Here is a 20,864-nt window from a genome sequence, read left to right as displayed (position 1 = left end):
TATCAAAAATTGTTTGGAAATGGTTGCTTTTCTTCACAAAAACTTACTAAAGTATTGATTAGCTAAAACTATATAGACAAGCAAAGAAAAAATAATAACTCCTAACTCCTAACTAATGACTAACGATCCATTTGCACCAGTTATCGGACAACAGCAAGCTATAGAATTACTCACTCAGGCTGTCAGACAAAACCGGGTTCCTCCAGCCTACTTATTTGTGGGGCCAGATGGTGTAGGCAGGAGTTTAGCAGCCAGATGTTTTGTGGAATTGCTATTTTCTAATGGGATGGGAGTTACTGCATCTTTACAAAACCGTTTGCGTCAAGGCAATCATCCAGCTTTATTGTGGGTGCAACCAACATACCAATACCAGGGACAACGATTAACAGCAGCAGAAGCAGCCGAAAAAGGACTCAAGCGTAAAGCACCACCTGTAATTCGACTAGAGCAAATTCGGGAAATTACCGAGTTTTTAGGTCGTCCGCCCTTGGAAGCGCCCAGGAATGTGGTAGTGCTAGAAGAAGCGCAAACAATGGCAGAAGCCGCAGCCAATGCTTTACTTAAAACCTTGGAAGAACCGGGACAGGCGACATTAATTTTAATTGCACCGACACCTGAATCTGTGTTGCCGACTTTGGTATCACGCTGTCAACGCATTCCTTTTTATCGCTTAGATGCACAGTCCTTGGCTGTTGTACTCACACAAACAGGTCATCAGGAAATTTTGCAAAATCAGGCAGTATTGAGCATAGCAGCTGGTAGTGCTGGAAGTGCGATCGCATCTTATGAGCAACTACAAGCTATTCCCGATGAGTTACTCGAAGACTTGAAAAAAGCACCTAAATCCTACCGTAATGCCTTAGAGTTAGCCAAAAAAATTGATAAGGATTTAGATACAGAAGCACAATTGTGGTTAGTTGATTATCTTCAGCAATTTTACTGGCAGCAGTGGCATCAACCTAGTATCATTAACCAGCTAGAAGAATCTCGAAAATACTTACTTTCTTACGCCCAACCACGGCTAGTTTGGGAATGTCTGCTTTTATCCGTGTATCAAAAATCAAATTCTATTTCTCCTACTTATCGCTGAGTGCGATTGTATTTCTATAGTTCCTCATCAAAGCCTCAGTAGAATATTTAATTAATTCGTAGCGAAATAAATTAGGCAAAACTCTGCATTACTTTGCGTCTCTTTGCGTTTCAAAATATTACAATGTCTTCTTCATCCTCTATCGTCAAGTTCATAGCGAGTGAAGGTATTGTAATAAAAGCGATTCCTGGATAAAACAAAAAGTTTATATGACCTCAGTTTCTCCTCACAAAAAAGCCAGAGCCTTAAAACCTACCAGCCGCCGCCCTGCGAAGGAACTCTGTAGCGAGTGTGGGCTATGCGATACATACTATATTCACTATGTCAAGGAAGCTTGCGCTTTTATTAATCAGCAAATAGGCGAACTTGAAGAAGAAACACACACGCGATCGCGCCATCTCGAAAACCCCGATGAACTCTACTTTGGTGTTCATCAAGACATGATAGCTGCGAAGAAACAGCAGCCTATCGAAGGCGCACAATGGACGGGTATTGTGAGCAGCATTGCCATTGAAATGCTGAATCGCGGCTTAGTTGAAGGTGTAGTCTGCGTGCAAAACACCAAAGAAGACCGCTTTCAACCCATGCCCGTCATCGCCCGTACCCCAGAAGAAATACTAGCAGCACGGGTAAATAAACCAACGCTTTCTCCGAACCTTTCCATCTTAGAACAGGTGGAAAAATCGGGGATGAAACGGCTATTAGTAATTGGGGTTGGTTGCCAAATCCAGGCATTACGAGCTGTAGAAAAACAACTTGGTTTAGAAAAGCTGTATGTTTTAGGTACGCCCTGCGTAGATAACGTTAACCGCGCCGGACTGCAAAAATTCTTAGAAACCACCAGCCGATCGCCTGACACAGTTGTGCATTACGAATTCATGCAAGACTTCCGGGTTCACTTCAAACATGAAGATGGATCATCAGAAACCGTGCCTTTCTTTGGCTTGAAGACCAACAAACTCAAAGATGTCTTTGCCCCATCCTGTATGAGTTGCTTTGATTACGTCAACTCCCTAGCCGACTTAGTTGTTGGCTATATGGGCGCACCCTTCGGCTGGCAATGGATTGTAGTTAGAAATGACACTGGTAAGGAAATGCTAGATTTGGTTAAAGACCAGTTAGACACTCAACCAGTAACGTCTAAAGGCAACCGGAAAGAAGCCGTACAACAAAGTATTCCCGCTTACGATAAAGGCGTTACCCTGCCGATGTGGGCAGCAAAACTGATGGGTGTGGTAATCGAAAAAATCGGCCCCAAGGGTCTAGAATATGCGCGATTTTCCATTGATTCTCACTTTACTCGGAATTATTTGTATGTGAAGCGCAATCATCCAGAGAAATTAGAAGCGCACGTTCCAGAGTTTGCCAAGCGTATTGTTGGACAATATAAATTACCAGAATAGAAGAGGGACTGGGCAGAGGGGCAGAGGGGCAGAGGGGAAAGACTTACTGCTACTTCTCCCCTGCTCCCCTGCTCCCCTGCTCCCCTTCACTGCTGACTCAACTCGATAATATTCCCATCTGGGTCTTGAGTGAACAGGGCAGCCCGACCGGAGGCGCTAGCTTGAATGGGATAATTATGATTGAGAAATTCCTGTTTGGCGGCGTCTAAGTCAACTACTGTGAAGGCGATATGGGGATTACGTCCCCATTTTTCGTTTGGGTTTTCCGTGGGGACAGTGGTTGCAACTATCAGGTGAATTTGATAGTCGCCGACTTGATACCATGCACCAGGGTAGCTTAGGGAACGATCTATTTTGGATAATCCCAACACTTTGCCATAAAAATGTTCAGAGCGTTCTAAGTCAGTCACAAGAATCGCTGTATGGAGACTTTGGGTAATCTGCATTGTCGGTAAGATGTTAGTAAGACGCGATCGCGTTTATTTAAATTTTGGCGTAGTTTGAACTCTTTCGGAGAGGGAGGATAAGGGACTTCCAAATAAAAAAATAATCAATCGCTTTGGCAAGCTGTTCTTGAGCAGAGGAAGCAAAGGAGGCAGAGGAGGAAGAATACAATTATGGTCTTCGCTCTGAAAAATGGATAATTTAATTTTTGGATGTCCCTAAGAAGAATTAATAACCAACGCGTAATGACAAATGACAAATCCGATCACAAACTTAAAGGCAGTTGAACTGTAAAGGTTGTCCAGCCCTGAGAACTGGTAACTTCAATCGTACCTTGGAGATATTCTACTAACTTCTTAACCAATGTTAAACCTAATCCTGTGCCGCTTTGTTGCCAGCGTTCGCTTTCAGGAATCCGGTAAAACGGCTCAAAAATTCGAGATTGTTCTTTTTTGGGAATTATCACCCCAGAATTGCTAATTGTGATTTGAAAATAAGGAACTTGAAAATTATTTAATACACTAGATTTAGCATCCTCATCGAGCTGACTTTTGGTGATGTAAATTAGCTGAACGTTTAACACAATCTGTCCATCAGGCGGAGTGTATTTACAAGCATTGTTGAGTAATTCTGAAACAATTTCTGTCAGGCTAGCCAAGTCGGAAACTAAAGGTGGTAAATCTGGAGAAACACTAACTTGCAAAGACTGTTGTCTAGCTTTAGCGCGTTCTTGAAAATACTCGGCAACGTGAGGTAGCCAGTTTTGGAGTTGAACTGAAGTTAATTCCAATGGATAGACATCTGCATCAATCATTCGTAGATGCAGCAAATTGTCAACCAACTCCAGTTCTTGTTCGCACTGTTCGCGCAAAATACCTAAGTAGCGAGCTACAGATTCAGATGGGGGAAGTGTGTTTGAATTTAAGATACCCTGGCGATCGAGAATATTTTCTAGCACAGAGATTGCCATTTTGATGTTTGACAAAGGCGTTCGCATTTCATGAGAAGTGGTTGCCAGAAAATCCTCTTTTAATTGGTTCAGGCGTTGAAGTTCTGCCACACGAATTTCTAGTTGTTGGGCACGTTCAGCTGCAAGATTGCGTTCTTCGGTTAACCGTCGTTGCGTGTCATCTCGGAAAACAAATACGGCTCCTGTAATTACACCACTGTTATTTCTCAGGGGAGTAGCGCTATCAGCTATTGGTATAGTTGTCCCGTTTCTAGCAACTAGTAGAACGCCACTGCCTAAATATATAGTAGTTTCTTTTTGGAGGGCTGCAATAATTGGATTTTCGATCGGCAACTGAGTTTGTTCGTCAATGATTTTAATAACTTCAGTTAACATCTTCTCTTTAGCTTCATTCCATTGCCACCCTGTTAGAGCTTCAGCTACCTGATTGATATATTTAATATTTAATTCAGTATCGACTACAATTACCCCATCACCCATTCCTCGAAGTACAGAACTCAAAAATTGCTCGCGATCGTAGCGATTTAAGGCTGTTTGAATGGCAACATAAAGTTCTTTCTCTTTAATAGGTTTGAGAATGTATCCAAAGGGGGATGTCAGCGTTGCTCGCTCAACAGTACTTTTATCAGAGTGCCCCGTGACGTAGATAATCGGGATTTGCAAATTATGCCAAATTTGCTCTGAAGCCTGGATACCGTCCATTTCACCCCGTAATCTGATATCCATTAAAATCAAGTTTGGGCGTAATTGAGTTGCTTTTGCAATTGCCTCTTCGGCAGAATCGGCAATATCTAAAACAACATATCCTAAAGACTCTAAAGTTTCTTGTAAATTGATAGCAAGAATATATTCATCTTCAACAACAAGGACTCGAACTGTCTTTTTTGTCTGCGTATTTGATGAGATGTCAATTATGTTCATGTCCGGCTGTTTGTAAAAGTAATTTTGAACTCTGTACCCTGTTGAGAGTCAATTTCAAGTTTTCCCCTGAGCTGCTTGACTAGACCCTGGACAAGTGTTATACCCAGTGTTTTAGTTTTCTTACTATCAAAGTTTTCAGGTAAGCCAACACCATTATCTTTAATAATGAGTGTCAAAGTAGATGCGGATTCTTGATAAAACTTAACCTCAATTTTGCCTCCACGATTGCCAATAAAAGCATATTTCAATGCATTAGAAACCAGTTCGTTGATAATCAAGCCACAAGGAATGGCGGTTTCTATGTCGAGGCTAGCATTATCAACTTGAATATGTAGTTGAATCTGGCTAGAACTGACATTATAAGAATCAAATAAATGAGTTGTTAAATCTGGAATGTATTGAGCGAAATCAATATCAGCGAGGTCTTCAGAACGGTATAGTTTTTCATGAACTAGGGCAATAGAAGCAATACGGTTTTGGCTATCGCGCAAAATAGCTGCCACTACAGGATCTTGTGTTCGTCTGCATTGCATTTGCAGCAAACTGCTGACAATTCCTAAATTGTTCTTAACACGATGATGAATTTCTTTGAGTAATACCTCTTTTTCTTTCAGAGAGGCTTTGATTTTTTCCTCTGCTTGCTTTTGCTCAGTGATATCTTGTTGGATAGCCACAAGGACGCTTCCATACTCAGGATGTTCAAAAACGGAAGCGGTAGCGCTACACCAGAATGGAGTGCCATCTTTTTTTATATTATGGACTTCATAAATTGCTTCACCGTGTTCCAAAATAGCAGCACAAATCGCCTGATAAACATCTTCAGGTGTATGACGTTGATCGCCGTAGTTAACAATCGACACGTGCTGACCGATTAATTCACCAGGCTCATAACCAAACATCTGCTCGAATTTCGGATTGGCGTAGACAAACACACCATCTGTAGCACGAATTAGGCAAATTCCTTCTGCCATATTGCGGGTGATGACTGCCTGCAACTCTAACATTTGTTCAGCGCGTTTGCGATCGCTGATTTCAACTATTACAATGCCTACGCGAATAGGTTGATCGGCTTCAGACTGAATTGGAAAATAGGAAGCTAGCCAAGTCCTGATTACACCTGGAAATTTTGGGGTTTCTCCACTGATTTCCAAGTCTAAAATCGGTTCACCCGTTGTTAAAATATGTTGAAAGACTTGCTCTTGCTTCCGTGCTATATCAGGGACAATCTCCCACGGTGTCTTGCCAATATGCTCTGCTGCGGGAATGCCATTAATTTCTGCTAATGCTTCATTAATCAATGAATAACGCAGTTCCCGATCCATAATCGTTATACCAACAGGTGCATTCTTGATGAAGGTATCCAATAACTTTTGCTTGTGAGCTAGTTCTCGCTCTAGAATCTTGCGTTCTGTGATATCAATCGCCACTCTACCCACTAGCTTTTGGGCTGACAATCCGAAAATCGGGAATTTGTATACCAAGAACTCACCAAGGGAACCGTTTGGTCGAGGAGCAACTTCAATCGCCTCAATTACCTGATTTGTCTCTATAACTGTGCGAATGTGATCGAAATGCTGCCGAGCAATTTCATCTGGGTAGAGGTCAGAAATAGATTGCCCAATCACCTGTTCAGGTAGTAATTTAAATGTCCGCAGGTATGTTTGATTTAAGTAAAGTACACGCCCATCTGTATCAGTGATCCAAGCTAGCACTGGGCTGTTGTTCATAAATGCCTGGAATCGGGCTTCACTTTCTTGCAAGGCTGCTTCTGCTTGTTTACGTTCATTTATATCAATAATTACTCCTAGCATACGTACAGGTTCGCCTGCTTCGTTGTAAACGCCACGTCCTTTCCCCGTCAGCCAGTGAACTCTGCCATCGGGAAAAATCACTCGATATTCACCTTGAAAATTAATATGTTGTGCCAGTGCATTTGATACAGCCTGTTCGATTCGGTCAACATCCTCTGGATGCACGCGATCGCGCCATAATTGATAGCTGGCTGCTGATATTTCTGGCTCTAAACCTAACAAACGATAATGGTTGTCGTTCCAGATAACTTCGCCTGTTTGAACATTCCAATCCCAAAGACCGATGTGGTTAAATTCCAACGTTAGTCTCAGTTGTTCTTCACTTTTGGCTAAGGCTGCTTCGGCTTGTTTTTGTTCGCGTAGCGCGGTTTCTTGCTCGCTATAAACAGCTTCTAGCAGGTCACGACTACGGATGATTTCTAACTCGGTTTGTTTGCGTTCTGTAATATCTAGAACCGCTCCCAATAGCTTAACTGGCTGTCCTTGAGCGTCATAAGCTATCTCTGCTTTCGACTCAACGTAGCGCACTGAACCATCAGGTCGGATAATTCGATACTCAAGATTGAAAGTTGTTATTTGGGCGGAGGCGTAGTCCGTTGTAGACATCATCTTTTCGAGTTGAGTCTTGACCAAGGCGCGATCGTCTGGATGAATTATTTGGAGAAATTCCGCTTGGTCGGGTTCACCTTGAGTGGGATTTAGACCAGAAATGCGAAAGGTTTCCATTGACCAGGAGCGCTTTTTCGTTTCTAAATTCAATTCCCAACTGCCTACATGGGCGATTTGTTGAGTAGTGGCTAGCAGTGCCTCACTTTGTTGGAGTTTTTCTTTAGCCTGTTTGAGTTCAGTAATATCTCGCCCTTCTGGAATCAACAAAACAACTTGACCTGTGTCGTCTAAAAGCGGACGGAGTGAAAAATCGATTGTTGCTACCCGGTTATTTGCACCGAGAACATCAACTTCATAGCGGATAAACTCCCCTTGAGCTGCACGAGCGATCGCTTGTTTTAATTCTGCTTGAGTTTGCGGTGAAATTGTCCACCAGTATGCTTCCCAAAAAGGGCGATTGATTACATCTTCTAGTTTCAGTCCAGCAAAATTTAGCGCCGTCTGGTTCGCTTCCAGTAAAATGCCAGCTGGCGTTAGCAGTCCTATGAACTGGAAAGTGTTATTGAAGATAGCACGGAAACGGCGATCGCTCTGGTGCAATTTGGCGGTGCGTTCTTGTACCTTCGCTTCTAACTCGGTGTTGAGGGTTTGGAGGTTGTGGTAGAGTTCGGCTTGTTGGATAGCGATTGCTAATTGCACCGTCAGTTGCTTGAGCAATTCCACCTCAAATGTCTGCCATTGTCGCGGGGCAGAACATTGATGTACGATAAATAGCCCCCAAAGTTCAACTGCTTGAGTCCCCTTGCTTTCTGACAAAATCGGGACAACTAAATTCGCCTTCACCTGAAACTGTTCCAAAAGTTGAATATGGCAGTCACTTAAACCCGCTTCGTAGATGTTAGTTGCTGCCCAAATTTTTCCTTGGCGATATTCTCCCCCCTGATTTTCCTGAAAACAGGTATCTTCAATCTCCAGTCCTAAGATTGGTGTCCATTGGGGTAATACTGACTCCGCAACGATGTTACCTCGCATTTGAGGCGTAAATTGATACACCAATACTCGCTCGGCACCCAGTAACTGGCGGACTTCTTGAACACTCGTGGCAAGGATATCTTGAAGCCTCAACGATTGGCGAATATTAAGAGCGATCGCTCCTACTAACTTTTGTTGTTCCTGTTGTTGTTTTAGCTGCCGCATTAGCTGCATCTGCTCGATCGCCCCATGAACCGCTCGACGTAAATTGTCAGAGGTCAGTTTTCCTTTGACTAGATAATCTTGCGCCCCACTCTTGATCGCTTGGACTGCGATCGTTTCGTCTCCCTGTCCAGTCAGTAGAATTACTGAAATTTCGCTATTAGAAGTTTGCCTCTGTAGCTGAGTGAGAAATTCCAGCCCGTCTAAATCTGGTAATCGATAGTCCAACAAAATCACATCTGGTATTTTCCCTTGACAAGCTTGTAGCGCCTTATTTCCAGACTCAAATTCGTAAATATCATAAGTGTAGCGATCATCCCGCTCTAGGAAGCGTCGATACAAAGCTCTATCTTCAGTAGAGTCTTCTACAAAAAATACAGTTGTCATGTTGTCGGCCTCCTAAGACAGCTGCGGGAGTGGGGAGCAAGGGAGCAGGGGAAAAGGTTAAAGGTTAAAGGGAAAAGGAATAAATTTAATCTTTCCCCTTTTCCCCTTACCCCTTTCCCTTGGCCCATGCCCCATGCCCCATAACCAATTCGATAAACCCTAAATCAACAAATTCGGACTTTTTCTCGATCGCAGACTACTATTTTTAGTCGCATAAACGCATAATAGAATAGTGACTGATCTGTTCGTACCTTTACAATCTCTCAAACAAGGTGACTGGTTCAAGCTGATCTGCGGAGCCAGCTTCCAGCATTTGCCGGCAGTCAGAAGTTTAACGTTAGCCTATACTTTGGCGGGCGCTGACTGCATAGATGTTGCAGCTGATCCAGCAGTAATTGCAGCAGCGCAGTCAGGGCTACAAGCAGCCAAATCTCTGGCTAAGGATGCCCAAAAGCGAGGCTTTGACTACAAAGGCAATTTACCCTTTTTGATGGTCAGCCTAAACGATGGAGAAGACCCCCATTTTCGCAAAGCAGAATTTAATCCTCATGAGTGTCCTACAGACTGCCCTAGACCCTGTGAACGGATTTGTCCGGCACAAGCGATCGTGTTTGACAGTATCAAAGAAGACTTTTCAGGAGTAGTATCCGAAAAATGTTATGGCTGCGGTCGTTGCATCCCAGTTTGCCCTTATAGTATAATTTATACAGCTTCATACGTGACAACGCCGGGAGCGATCGCGCCATTGGTAATGTCAACGGGAGTAGATGCCGTAGAAATCCATACACAAGTCGGGCGATTGGCAGAATTTGAGCGATTATGGCAAGCAATTTCACCGTGGGCCGATAAACTAAAGTTACTAGCCATCAGCTGTCCTGATGGTGAAGGGATGATTGACTACTTAAAAACGCTCTACGACAGGATTGCCCCACTCAAGGGTGCTTTAATTTGGCAAACCGATGGTCGTCCGATGAGTGGTGATATTGGCGATGGCACCACAATAGCCGCAGTGAAATTAGGGCAAAAAGTTTTGGCAGCTAAGTTACCAGGATATGTGCAGTTAGCAGGCGGCACAAATAAGTATACCGTTGCTAAGTTAAAGGCAATGGGACTACTCAACGATTTTAGATTGCCGGTTTTAGATTTTAGATTAGAAGAAGCTAATCCACAATCTAAAATCCAAAATCCAAAATCCAAAATTTCTGGGGTCGCCTACGGTAGCTACGCTCGCGTACTGCTGTCACCAATTCTCGAACAGTTAGAGAATAAGGAGGTAAGTAACACCAATATGAAGGCGACTGTTCGCCTAGAAGAAGATGAAGTATTGCTTTGGCAAGCTGTAGAACTTGCCCATTCTCTCGTTTCCCAGATCAAGTCACAGCAGGAGCATTAATTGCTCGTTCGGAAAAATCCCCAGGGCGGGTTCTCCTGCACGCAAATGTCCTCGCTATCTCTAAAAACGTCACCATAGAACGCATGACGATTACAGACGATCTCCAAAAGTTATTAGACATTTTGCCCCAAGACCTGCAACAAGTACTAGAGAGTCATCCCAAACGAGATAGTTTAGTAGAAGTGGTCTTGGATTTGGGTCGTCGCCCAGAGGCTCGCTTTCCTAATCAAGCTGAGTATTTGAGCGAAGTACCCGTTACTCAAGAACAAATAGATGATTGCATTCAACGAGTCGGAATCTTTGGCGGAGATAATCGGGCAGGAATTGAGCAAACTTTGCATCGGATCAGCGCCATTCGCAACCGCACTGGTAAGATTATTGGCTTGACCTGTCGCGTTGGTCGGGCGGTATTCGGAACCATTGGCATGATCCGCGACTTGGTAGAAACTGGTAAATCGATTCTCATGCTGGGGCGTCCAGGCGTGGGCAAAACTACCGCCTTACGGGAAATAGCCCGTGTTTTAGCGGACGATCTGCATAAGCGAGTGGTGATTATTGACACCTCCAACGAAATCGCTGGGGATGGTGATGTTGCCCACCCCGCCATTGGTCGCGCTCGGCGGATGCAAGTGGCTCATCCAAACGAACAGCATCAGGTGATGATTGAGGCAGTGGAAAACCACATGCCAGAAGTCATTGTCATTGATGAAATTGGCACGGAATTGGAAGCTTTAGCGGCTCGTACCATTGCGGAACGGGGCGTACAGTTGGTAGGTACTGCTCACGGTAATCAGATCGAAAACCTGATTAAAAACCCCACCCTGGCTGATTTAGTTGGGGGTATCCAAGCTGTGACGTTGGGAGACGATGAAGCCAGACGGCGAGGCTCTCAAAAGACCGTTTTGGAGCGGAAAGCCCCGCCTACCTTTGAAATTGCGGTAGAAATGTTAGAACGCCAACGCTGGACAGTACACGAAAGTGTTGCTGATACCGTAGATAATCTACTGCGGGGGCGTCAGCCTACTCCACAAACCAGAACTGTTGATGACCACGGCAAAATTGCAGTTACACGTCAGTTAGCTGTTGTTAATGGTCGTGGTGGACAGCTAGGAACAGTAGAGGATTCTTTCCCACCAGCGCGACCGTCTAATGGCTGGCGTTCATCTGGACAAATGGTTGCACTACCCCAATTGCCTGTAGAACGGGTAACAGGGCGCAGTGAGTTTGACCGTTTGCTGGATGAATCCTTCAATTATTCTGAAAGCATTGATTTTGATGCTGCTACAAGAGTGCCAGGGCCGAATGGTGAAGATTTGCCATTGCACGTTTACCCTTATGGGGTTAGCCGTCACCAACTGGAACAGGTGATTAGCGTGCTAACTTTGCCCGTAGTATTGACAAAAGATATAGATAGTGCTGATGCAATTTTAGCACTGCGATCGCACGTCAAAAACCACGCCAAATTACGCCAAATGGCTAAAGCTCGTCATGTACCCATTCACATGATTAAGTCCAGCACCATTCCCCAAATTACCCGTGGTTTGCGGCGGTTGCTGAATATCGACGACCCAGAGATGGCCGACGATAGAGAACTACAATTGTTTTTGCACAATGGTAGCGATGATGAGATGGATGCCTTGGAAGAAGCTAGACTTGCCGTTGAGCAAATTGTGATTCCTAAAGGACAGCCAGTCGAGTTATTGCCACGTTCTCCCCAAGTCCGCAAAATGCAACATGAGTTGGTAGAACATTATCGCCTCAAGTCGCATAGTTTTGGCGAAGAACCAAATAGAAGATTACGGATTTATCCAGCGTAACTTTAATAACTCTATCAAAGAGTTTACTTACGATGTACACACAAGCCTTTGTCAAGGTAATTTACGGTTAGTCTCATAGATAGCCCCTGAGATACCTCAACCTGTCCCTCTCCTTAGTAAGGATAGGACAGGGTGAGGTTTTGGGGAACTTTTGGGTAATGGGATAACTTATGCGTATAGCGTAACCTTTTACGAGAAAAGTTTATGCATTTGAAAAGCGCTTTAACCATCAAAAATCGCCAAAATCATTATCTATACTCAAGCTAATAGTCCAATTTTCTCGCACTAATTCGCTGTTATCATCAACATCACGCAGCGTCTTATAGACAAAGAATTCGTAAAGAGTGAGTAAGTCCTAATTCACTCAATCTTGCTTTTTTTTAAACATCTGTTACATTACTTTACAGACAGTTATAACTGCTACAACACTTGAACTTTGGAGTTATGCTCATGTCGGATTTTAAGAATCCTGCGCCTATTATTTCAGAAGATCCTAATGCTGTGCGTTTTGGCTTCACTCCTCAGAGTGAAAATTGGAATGGTCGTCTTGCAATGATTGGTTTTGTCTCTGCGATTTTGATTGAAGCTTTTTCTGGTAAAGGGCTACTCCATTTCTGGGGTATCCTCTAAATTGGCGATCGTAGGGTAGTACAGCCGCTCTACTAGTCTGCCAACCCAAAAATACTAAGTGAGGACTGGGGAAAGGGGAAAGGGAAAAGGGTAAGGGATTTAAACCCTTTCCCCCTTCCCCCTTCCCCTTTACCCCGCCAAGTGAACTTGGCGAACTACTACCCTACATAACTCTCTATATTCCACGCAAATCATTCGTTTCTAATATCTGGCGGCTATTGCCAATTGGTGCAAAATATCAGATTTTTCCGGTTGAGCCAAAATATAAGTGAATAATTACTTTACATTGAATATGTATAGCTAAAACTCATGGAACTACCCCAACGCGTATCAGTCCGCTACAAAGACGCGTCCTTCAACACCAATGAAATCCGCTTGAGAACTTTTCGGCTTGGTTTGCAAATATGGGATGAACAAACCAAACCCAGAAAAACAGAGCTTTATCAGTTTATATCGTCTTGCTTGAAACAAGTTGACCGCCAAGATCGTTTTATGTTTTCTATGTTGTTCATAGAATTAACAGACCTTATCCGCAACTCTTCCCTAGAAAGAGGAACGAAAGAGGTTCTGATTAAAACAGCTTTTAGAGAATTTGCTTGTGCGATAACAGACTTTGAAGACGTTGCCAAATAAGCTTAGTCTTGGGAATAATGGAATTGCGTAGGCGTAGGCATCACCTTAAAACCAGTTGACCTAATTGAGTGGGATATCTATAGTAAACAGCTTTCCAATCGGATTAGTTTTTTAGCTAAATGCGCGGATGGGTAGGTGTTGGGGAAGGGGGGAATACAAAAATAGCTGAATTGCCGTATATGCAACGTTTTGAGGGCTGTAGCATCTTAAAACCATCCGCGCACCTTATGTAGACTGAGTTTCAGCTATTTACATTTAGCACAATTCCACTCCTTATGTTATGATTTTTGCATTCGCACTATTGAACCTTGAAAACCAAATAACACAAGTCTTTCAGACGCCTGCGATCGCAATCAACTAAAATCCCTATTAGGGATTGAAATTTGCCAAGAGATCTCCTAAATTATCTTCCAAATCTAGATCGCAATCAACTAAAATCCCTATTAGGGATTGAAATGAAGCTTTTTGAACTGCCACAAGACGAATTCACATATCGCAATCAACTAAAATCCCTATTAGGGATTGAAACGTAAAGCTGAAGGTCGCCCACCAAAGACAATGCCTCGCATCGCAATCAACTAAAATCCCTATTAGCAGTAAACCAAAAAGTTTTTAAGAGAAGGGCGATCGCTACGATTAATAGAAAATCGGTAAAAAAATGACAAAAAAAGCCGAGACTAAGAATATCTAATAAAGCGTGAGTTTAAGAGAACTAAAAAATAGCAGGAGGTAGTGCAGGCAAATCTTTTGGGTAAATATCAATCGAAGGTTTTTTAAGCAAATAGGTATAAGCAGCTAAACCAGCCATCAAGTTAACCAAAAAGTTAAATGGACTACGATGGCGAGAGTGTTCTATTTGACATATATTTTTCAGATGGTCTTTGACAGATTCAATGACTGCCCGTTTGCGTAATAAAATCTTGTCAATCAGTTTTACTAAACGGTTTTTCATTTTCTTTTTCGATTTGGTCACTAATTGCAAGCCTCGCTCATATAACTCCTCAAATAACTTTTGACCAGATTATCCTCTGTCACCAAACAGTTTACTTTCTTAATCCTTAGTCATATCTGGGACTGGTTTTCGGTCGTCTACATTGGAATGACTATTGTCATCACTTCTGATAGATGCATTCGGGAAGTGCTGCGCCGTTCTCCTATTGTCGATGGCAATTGTGGTACTTGCTGCCTTCTTATTTTCCCATTGGTTACAGAAATCATCTACGTCGCAGAAAATTTGCACTCTGGTCGAGGCGAGATACAATGGTAGACTAAGCCCTGACCTTGACTTTTCTTAGATATTTTTAGTCTCGGCCTTCTTTTGTGACTTTTTCACCGATTCTCAATCAATTGTAGCGATCGCCTTTTTGTATACTTACTTGAGCAGATCCAAACATAGCAAGCTTTTTGCGCTTCCCTAACCGTCGAACTTACGTTCAATTAAACCCAGTTGAGAACGCAGCCAAGCGCGATCGCATTGAACAAGCCCAAGTTTATCGTATCCAAGTTGTTTAGCTGCCAGATGCGTCCAGTAAGGATTGCGATAAGCGATAAACGCCACAGCCAACAAAAAGAATCCCGAACCACAAACGCCTGATTATGTCAAGCTATTTATTTAGTTACACTAATAATTAGGTATGCATATTTTCATAAAGACTGTATACTATTTAAAATACATTAAATCGACCGATAAACTGTAGTATATCATTTAAACTAACGTAGATACCTGCCAATCAACACATCTAGCTCCTAAGAAAACAGAATGGTTTCTTTCATCCATAGTGGGCGATCGCTCATGAAAAGCTTCTGTTTTATTGCTTTAGGTTGAATAGTCTACATATCACGATTATTACAAGGAAAAGATTTCATGAGCAACATCCAACTATACTTTGCCAAAGCCTCTACCTTCTCTCAACGGACTCGTGTTGTCTTACTGGAAAAAGGTATTGACTTCACCCCGATAGAAATTGATTTACAAAATAAACCAGATGGGTACACGCAGATTTCAGGCTATGGTAAAGTTCCGGCTATCAAACATGGGGATGTGGAAATTTACGAGTCCGCCATTATCAATGAATATCTAGAGGAAGTTTTTCCAGAACCACCTTTGTTACCCCGCGATCCCGCAGGTAAAGCGATCGCTCGGATTTGGATAGACTACGCTAATACTCGCCTTGTCCCGGCTTTTAACAAATTTCTGCGTGGTAAAGATAGCCAAGAACAGGAACAAGGACGAAAAGAGTTCACAGAAGCACTTCTATATATTGAACAAGAAGGATTAGGCAAAGGTGATTATTTATTAGGAGATCAGTTTAGCCTAGTAGATATCAGCTTCTATCCTTGGTTTGAACGTTTACCACTCTTAGAACACTTCCGCAAATTCACACTACCAGCAGAAACACCTCGTTTGCAGACATGGTGGAACAGGTTAAGCGATCGCTCCTCAATCCAAGCAGTAGCAAACCCTGTGGACTTCTATTTGCAAAGATTCGCCAAAGTTCTCGGTGAACCTGTTCCCGTTGGTGCATCTCAAAAATAGGACACAAAGGTATGGTAATGGGAGTGAACCGTTAACTGTTAAGTATTGACCAAAAATTAACTAAAATCCAAAATGGGATGACCTATGAGCTTAAATAACCAAGTTCTAGATAGACCGATTTCCCAAGAACTGCCATACGTAGAGGCCAACCTCAGTTACCTGATTCCAATGGCAGAAAAACCTGTTAACTATACTTACGAACCGCCAGCCGGGATTCCCCGCACGAATGCAACTTATCAGACGTACAAACTGCCAATTTACAATGCTCGCTCTATCTCAGAGAACATCTCGTTAGATCGAGAAGGATTCGCCTTTACTGGACATAATACTAATGTCCACAACTTTTACGATGAAGACGAAGTACGCCGCGTCTACTATCCAGAAGCCGAGCAATTGTTAAAAGAGTTGACAGGCGGAACTAAGGTTGTAATATTCGATCGCACCCTGCGTAACGCCGGTCAGTCAAAGCCAGGTGAGAATGATATTAAAGAACCCGCCAAGCGCGTACACAACGACTTCACCGCCAAATCTGGCTATACTCGCGCCCGTTTGGAACTAGCAGCACGAGGCATAGATGATGATGATATTGATACGTTCTTAAAACAACGATTTGCCATCATCAATGTTTGGCGAGCGATCGCACAACCAATCCAAGAGTCACCCTTAGCACTGTGTGACGCGCAAAGTATCGCACCCACAGACCTTGTAGCTGGCGATCTTGTGTACCGCGATCGGGTTGGTGAGACATACGGAGTCACGTATAACTCCCAACATAAATGGTTCTACTTCCCGCAAATGCACAGAGACGAAGCAGTATTTATCAAATGTTTCGACTCCGCAGAAGACGGACACGCCCGTTTTGCTGCCCATACAGCCTTTGAAGACCCCACCAGCCCAGCCAACGCTTCCCCACGAGAAAGCATCGAACTCCGAACATTAGTTTTTTACCCCGCATAGATGGAATTTGATGGGGTAAAGGGTAAGGGGAAAAGGGGAAGGGATTAAAAACCTTTCCCCTTTTCCCAGTCCTCACCTAACAATTTTGGGTTGGCAGACTACTAGGGTAATTAGGAATTTAGCTTTTGGTTTGCTAATCAAGCGATCGCCCACATAAACTCAAAATGAGCCAAATTGTAGAAGAAGTTCTGGCAGCTAATCTTAGTTACACTGATAAATTCGGTGATAAAGGTAATCTCACCATACCCCCATCTCGTCGGTTTGCAATTCTCACGTGCATGGATGCTCGGCTCAATCCAGCTAAGTTTGCTGGACTAGCTGAAGGAGATGCCCATGTAATTCGCAATGCAGGGGGACGTGCTAGCGATGATGCGATTCGCTCTTTAGTGATTTCTTACAAACTACTTGGTACGCGTGAATGGTTTGTAATTCATCACACTAATTGCGGGATGGAAACCTTCACTAATGAAATTATCAGTAATTTACTTTCTAGTAGCCTCAAAACAGCCAAGCTAGATGAAAGAGGTTGGTCAGATATTGGATCTGGATCGGGATCGGGCGAAGGCAAGTTTATCAATTGGTTGACTATTGATGACCAAGCCAAAAGCGTCTATACAGATGTCCAACGGATTCGTTTGCATCCATTAGTTCCGAATGAAATTCCGATCTATGGCTATATCTACGATGTTAAAACAGGGCAATTGATTGAAGTTCCTGAAGCTACTAAGCTTGGTCAAGCTGTGTAGTTTTATCGTGTAACGTAAAAGTAGTATTTAATGAAGTAGCTATTTGTGTAAAAACTTCCTTTGCTGGTGAAGCATATTCGCTTATCGCAATCGGATTTCCAGTATCACTACCGCTACAAATGCGGGGATCGATGGGAATTTGTCCCAACAGAGGGGCTTGTAATTCTGCGGCTAATTGTTCGCCCCCACCACTACCAAAAATCGGTGTGCGCGAACCACAATCACCACAAATTAAATAACTCATATTTTCAACGATACCAAGGACAGGAACACCCACTTGACGAAACATATATATATTACGTCGTACATCTGCAACAGCTACTTGTTGAGGAGTTGTCACTAAAATGACTCCACAAATTGGGCTTTCTTGGATAATTGTAATTTGAGCATCACCTGTACCGGGAGGTAAATCTATCAATAAATAATCTAATTCTCCCCATTCCACATCTTGCAAAAATTGCGTGATAATTTTATGCAATACAGGCCCCCGCCATGCCAACGGACGATTTGCTTCTGCAAGTAAACCCACTGATATTATTTTTATTCCCTGAACTTCTAGAGGTAAAAACTTATCACCTGTAGGAGTATTAATCACTTGAATATCAGCTTTTCCTAAACCCAACATTTGAGGGACATTGGGGCCATAAACATCAGCATCTAATAATCCTACTTTTGCACCTTGTAATTTTAAAGCTGCGGCGATATTAACGGCTGTTGTAGATTTGCCCACACCACCTTTCCCACTAGAAACTGCAAGAGTTGTTTTAACACCGGGAATTGTACAAACTTGAATATAAGTTTTTTTACACCAAGATAGAGATGATAATTTAGATTGAATTTCTGGCTGTAATTGATGCTGATGAGAACCAATATATAAACGTAAGTAAACGTAGTCATCAACTATGCGGAGATTTCGCACCATTCCCAAACTAACGATGTCATTTTTTAAAGTTGGTTCAATAACCTGTTTAAGCATTTCAACTACTTCTTGCTGGTAAAAATTAACTTCTGATTGCACCATTATTACCAACTCTCTCAGAGTCTATTTATAAAGTAAATCTAGAGGCGATTAGCAACGAATTAACGAAAGTATAATATACCTCATATACGGTGTAATTACATAGTAACTTATGGCACGAAAGCCTTATCGCGCAGACTTAGACTTAACTGATATGGAGTGGAAAGTCCTGGCTCCCTTGATTCCACTTCTATAAACCTAATTTCAATAAATCATAAGACATCTCCAGAAATTAAATATGCGTTACCCAGAACCCTTGTTTTGACGTAGCACTGCTACGTCAAAACAATTCTTTTTCGGAGATGTCTATTTAACCCATTAATTTGTTTGACAATCAGAGGATATGCCCCTAAATTTCTATGGCGGCGGTTAAGCCAAATTCCTATTAAACCAGCATTGCTAGCCGCGATCGCGTCTAATTCAAGGTTATCCCCTACATAAACACTCTGTGTTTGTTGTACTCCTAGTTTGGCACAAGCATACTGAAAAATTTGAGGTGCAGGCTTGGCAAATCCTGCTGCTTCAGAAGTAACAACCACATCCAGAACAGGTAGAATACCACAGCGTTTAAGTACTTCAAGCTGCTGTGCCTCTTGACCATTTGTAAGTACCCCTATCTTGTATTTTTCTAATTGTGCAAAACACTTGACCACATCATCAAATAGTTGACATTTACTGATGTAATCTTCCCAATACTCTGATAATAAATTATCTGCATCAGGATCTGAAAATTGATATCCATAATTCGAGAATGCTTCTTTTAATCTTCTTCTACCCGATTCTTGAAATGAGACTTGTTTAGCAAAGAACCGTTTGTACCATTTACGAGTTAAAGATATCCATTGCTCTTGAAATAATGTTAACTCATATTCGCTATTGGGAATGATTTTCTTAAACAATGTACTTGCTGCATTTCTAATTGCTGTATTGTGATCTATCAGCGTATCGTCAAGGTCAAAAAATACGGCTTTAATCATATGTTGAACTATAGAGGTAAATTTAAATTCAAAGTTTTTTCTGAGGTTATAAAAATAAGGACAGAAAAAACTCTGTGTCTCTGCGCGCTTACTTAACGTTACTCCGCGTTAAAAACAATATCTCTTTGTAACCTTTGAATTGCCCGTTGCGCTTGAATAGCCACCTCCTTATCAGGATCGTCTAAGGCTTGTTGTAGGGGGTTAATAACGTCGGGATGAGCTAAATTTCCAAGTGCGATCGCAGCTTCTTTGCGGACATCTGCATATTCATCTGTTAAGGCTTGAATTAATCTCGGCATAACTTGAATATCTGGAATTTTTTGCAAGGCTTGTGCTACTGATTTCCGCACTTGCCAATGTTCATCATTTAAAGCTATTTCTAATGCTGAAATTGCTTGATTATTTGCATGAATAGCCAGAGATTTCGCTGCATTCCGACGAACTTGCCAGTCACTATCATTTGTAAGTGCTTGACAAAGGATTGTAATCACTTCTGCATCTTGTAAATGCTCTAAAGTTAAAGCAGCAGCACGACGTACACTTGCTTCCTCATCAAAGATTAAATTTAAAGCTTGTGGACATTTTTCTAGTTGATTGATATATCGCAGTGTCGTAATAGCTACTTCTCTTAAGTCAGGATTTTTTGATTCTAAAAATGGTAAAATGTCGGGTAAAGATTGAATATCATGTATCTTCCGCAAAAGCACTAAAATATTTAATTGAATATTTACATCATTACTTTGGAGTTTATCTAGTAAAAGTAACAATTCATCTTGTGTAACTAACTCGTTTAATGCTGATGCGGCTTCAGTGCGAATATCTGTATCTGCTGAACCGAGGCATTCAATTAAGGCAGGAATGGCAACAGTATTAGCAATTTCCCAAAGGGCAGATATTGCTATTTTTTGAACAGTAATATGTTCGTCTTTTAAAGCGATAATTAAAGCATCGATTGTTTCGTCATCGCCGAGATGTTGCAAAGTTTTGACAGCTACTATACGATCGTTTACGTCAGGCGATCGCAACATTTCTATCCAATGGTTGAGGTCATCATTCATTAATTTTATCCAGATAGTTAACGTAATAGAAAGGGAATTTGCACAGTAATTGCATTGGTTGGACATTCTTTTTCACAAGGTAGACAAAACCAACACTCATCATATTTCATGTAGGCTTTGCCTGTTTCTGGATTTTTTGCCAATACATCTAAGGGACAAACTTCAATACAGGCTGTGCATTTTTCTAGACATTTAGATTCATCAACGATGACAGGAACATCTATTCTCTGATTAATTAAAGCCATAAAATAACTCCATGATTTTGTATTG

General features: G+C 42.2%; 17 protein-coding genes and 1 pseudogene. 9 read left to right on the top strand and 9 right to left on the bottom strand.

Annotation, left to right across the window (positions count from 1 at the left end; translation table 11 throughout):
- The first annotated feature begins 115 nt into the window (after positions 1-115).
- Both V7K45_RS29855 and V7K45_RS29850 read left to right on the top strand, forming a co-directional pair.
- Positions 116-1,090, top strand: coding sequence for a DNA polymerase III subunit delta' (locus V7K45_RS29855; protein ID WP_335009128.1), 975 nt, complete (start codon positions 116-118; stop codon positions 1,088-1,090).
- A gap of 209 nt (positions 1,091-1,299) precedes the next feature.
- A complete protein-coding gene (locus V7K45_RS29850) occupies positions 1,300-2,493 on the top strand; it encodes a Coenzyme F420 hydrogenase/dehydrogenase, beta subunit C-terminal domain (RefSeq protein ID WP_292734199.1) in 1,194 nt (397 codons plus the stop codon).
- Positions 2,494-2,579: 86 nt separating this feature from the next.
- Here the strand turns inward: V7K45_RS29850 and V7K45_RS29845 are convergent, their stop codons facing one another.
- From V7K45_RS29845 to V7K45_RS29835, 3 genes are all read right to left on the bottom strand, one after another.
- The gene (locus V7K45_RS29845; RefSeq protein ID WP_335009126.1) at positions 2,580-2,939 is read right to left on the bottom strand and encodes a VOC family protein; all 360 of its coding nucleotides are present in this window, start codon (positions 2,937-2,939) and stop codon (positions 2,580-2,582) included.
- A gap of 263 nt (positions 2,940-3,202) precedes the next feature.
- Complete coding sequence (locus V7K45_RS29840) at positions 3,203-4,828, bottom strand: hybrid sensor histidine kinase/response regulator (RefSeq protein ID WP_335009124.1); 1,626 nt, start codon at positions 4,826-4,828, stop codon at positions 3,203-3,205.
- The gene (locus tag V7K45_RS29835; protein ID WP_335009122.1) at positions 4,825-8,829 is read right to left on the bottom strand and encodes a PAS domain S-box protein; all 4,005 of its coding nucleotides are present in this window, start codon (positions 8,827-8,829) and stop codon (positions 4,825-4,827) included. Before V7K45_RS29835 ends, V7K45_RS29840 begins: the two co-directional genes overlap by 4 nt.
- A 232-nt stretch (positions 8,830-9,061) precedes the next feature.
- Here V7K45_RS29835 and ldpA point away from each other — a divergent pair, with 232 nt between their 5' ends.
- The 4 genes from ldpA to V7K45_RS29815 all read left to right on the top strand — a co-directional run bounded on the left by ldpA (position 9,062) and on the right by V7K45_RS29815 (position 13,302).
- The gene (gene ldpA, locus V7K45_RS29830) at positions 9,062-10,222 is read left to right on the top strand and encodes a circadian clock protein LdpA (protein WP_335009120.1); all 1,161 of its coding nucleotides are present in this window, start codon (positions 9,062-9,064) and stop codon (positions 10,220-10,222) included.
- Positions 10,223-10,305: 83 nt separating this feature from the next.
- On the top strand, positions 10,306-12,039 hold the full coding sequence (locus V7K45_RS29825; protein WP_322729406.1) for a R3H domain-containing nucleic acid-binding protein: 1,734 nt from the start codon (positions 10,306-10,308) through the stop codon (positions 12,037-12,039).
- A 450-nt stretch (positions 12,040-12,489) separates the two neighbouring features.
- On the top strand, positions 12,490-12,669 hold the full coding sequence (locus tag V7K45_RS29820; RefSeq protein WP_335009118.1) for a high light inducible protein: 180 nt from the start codon (positions 12,490-12,492) through the stop codon (positions 12,667-12,669).
- Positions 12,670-12,978: 309 nt separating this feature from the next.
- Positions 12,979-13,302 carry a hypothetical protein gene (locus V7K45_RS29815; RefSeq protein WP_322693331.1) on the top strand — a complete coding sequence of 108 codons (324 nt, stop codon included), beginning with the start codon at positions 12,979-12,981 and terminating at the stop codon, positions 13,300-13,302.
- Between the two features lie 712 nt (positions 13,303-14,014).
- Here the strand turns inward: V7K45_RS29815 and V7K45_RS33130 are convergent.
- Positions 14,015-14,564, bottom strand: a pseudogene (locus V7K45_RS33130) (transposase).
- Positions 14,565-14,716: 152 nt separating this feature from the next.
- Complete coding sequence (locus tag V7K45_RS29805; protein WP_335009113.1) at positions 14,717-14,866, bottom strand: hypothetical protein; 150 nt, start codon at positions 14,864-14,866, stop codon at positions 14,717-14,719.
- Positions 14,867-15,166: 300 nt separating this feature from the next.
- Between V7K45_RS29805 and V7K45_RS29800 the strand changes: the two genes are divergently transcribed.
- The 3 genes from V7K45_RS29800 to V7K45_RS29790 all read left to right on the top strand — a co-directional run bounded on the left by V7K45_RS29800 (position 15,167) and on the right by V7K45_RS29790 (position 17,541).
- Positions 15,167-15,838, top strand: coding sequence for a glutathione S-transferase family protein (locus V7K45_RS29800; RefSeq protein WP_335009111.1), 672 nt, complete (start codon positions 15,167-15,169; stop codon positions 15,836-15,838).
- An 84-nt stretch (positions 15,839-15,922) separates the two neighbouring features.
- Positions 15,923-16,795, top strand: a complete 873-nt coding sequence (locus tag V7K45_RS29795; RefSeq protein ID WP_335009109.1) for a CmcJ/NvfI family oxidoreductase — start codon at positions 15,923-15,925, stop codon at positions 16,793-16,795.
- A 164-nt stretch (positions 16,796-16,959) separates the two neighbouring features.
- Entirely contained in the window at positions 16,960-17,541 is a 582-nt protein-coding gene (locus V7K45_RS29790) for a beta-class carbonic anhydrase (RefSeq protein WP_335009107.1), read from the top strand.
- Here V7K45_RS29790 and V7K45_RS29785 read toward each other — a convergent pair.
- The 4 genes from V7K45_RS29785 to V7K45_RS29770 all read right to left on the bottom strand — a co-directional run bounded on the left by V7K45_RS29785 (position 17,519) and on the right by V7K45_RS29770 (position 20,839).
- A complete protein-coding gene (locus tag V7K45_RS29785; protein ID WP_335009105.1) occupies positions 17,519-18,562 on the bottom strand; it encodes an Mrp/NBP35 family ATP-binding protein in 1,044 nt (347 codons plus the stop codon). The two genes, V7K45_RS29790 and V7K45_RS29785, sit on opposite strands and share 23 nt — an antisense overlap.
- 272 nt (positions 18,563-18,834) lie before the next feature.
- A complete protein-coding gene (locus V7K45_RS29780) occupies positions 18,835-19,536 on the bottom strand; it encodes an HAD family hydrolase (RefSeq protein WP_335009103.1) in 702 nt (233 codons plus the stop codon).
- 98 nt (positions 19,537-19,634) lie between these two features.
- Positions 19,635-20,594, bottom strand: a complete 960-nt coding sequence (locus tag V7K45_RS29775) for a HEAT repeat domain-containing protein (protein ID WP_335009102.1) — start codon at positions 20,592-20,594, stop codon at positions 19,635-19,637.
- A 17-nt stretch (positions 20,595-20,611) separates the two neighbouring features.
- Positions 20,612-20,839: a 4Fe-4S dicluster domain-containing protein gene (locus V7K45_RS29770; protein ID WP_012408944.1), complete on the bottom strand. Its 228-nt coding sequence runs from the start codon at positions 20,837-20,839 to the stop codon at positions 20,612-20,614.
- Positions 20,840-20,864 lie beyond the last annotated feature (25 nt).

This window comes from Nostoc sp., assembly GCF_036917375.1.
Classification (GTDB): domain Bacteria; phylum Cyanobacteriota; class Cyanobacteriia; order Cyanobacteriales; family Nostocaceae; genus Nostoc.
This window is presented reverse-complemented; position numbering and strand designations above follow the sequence as displayed.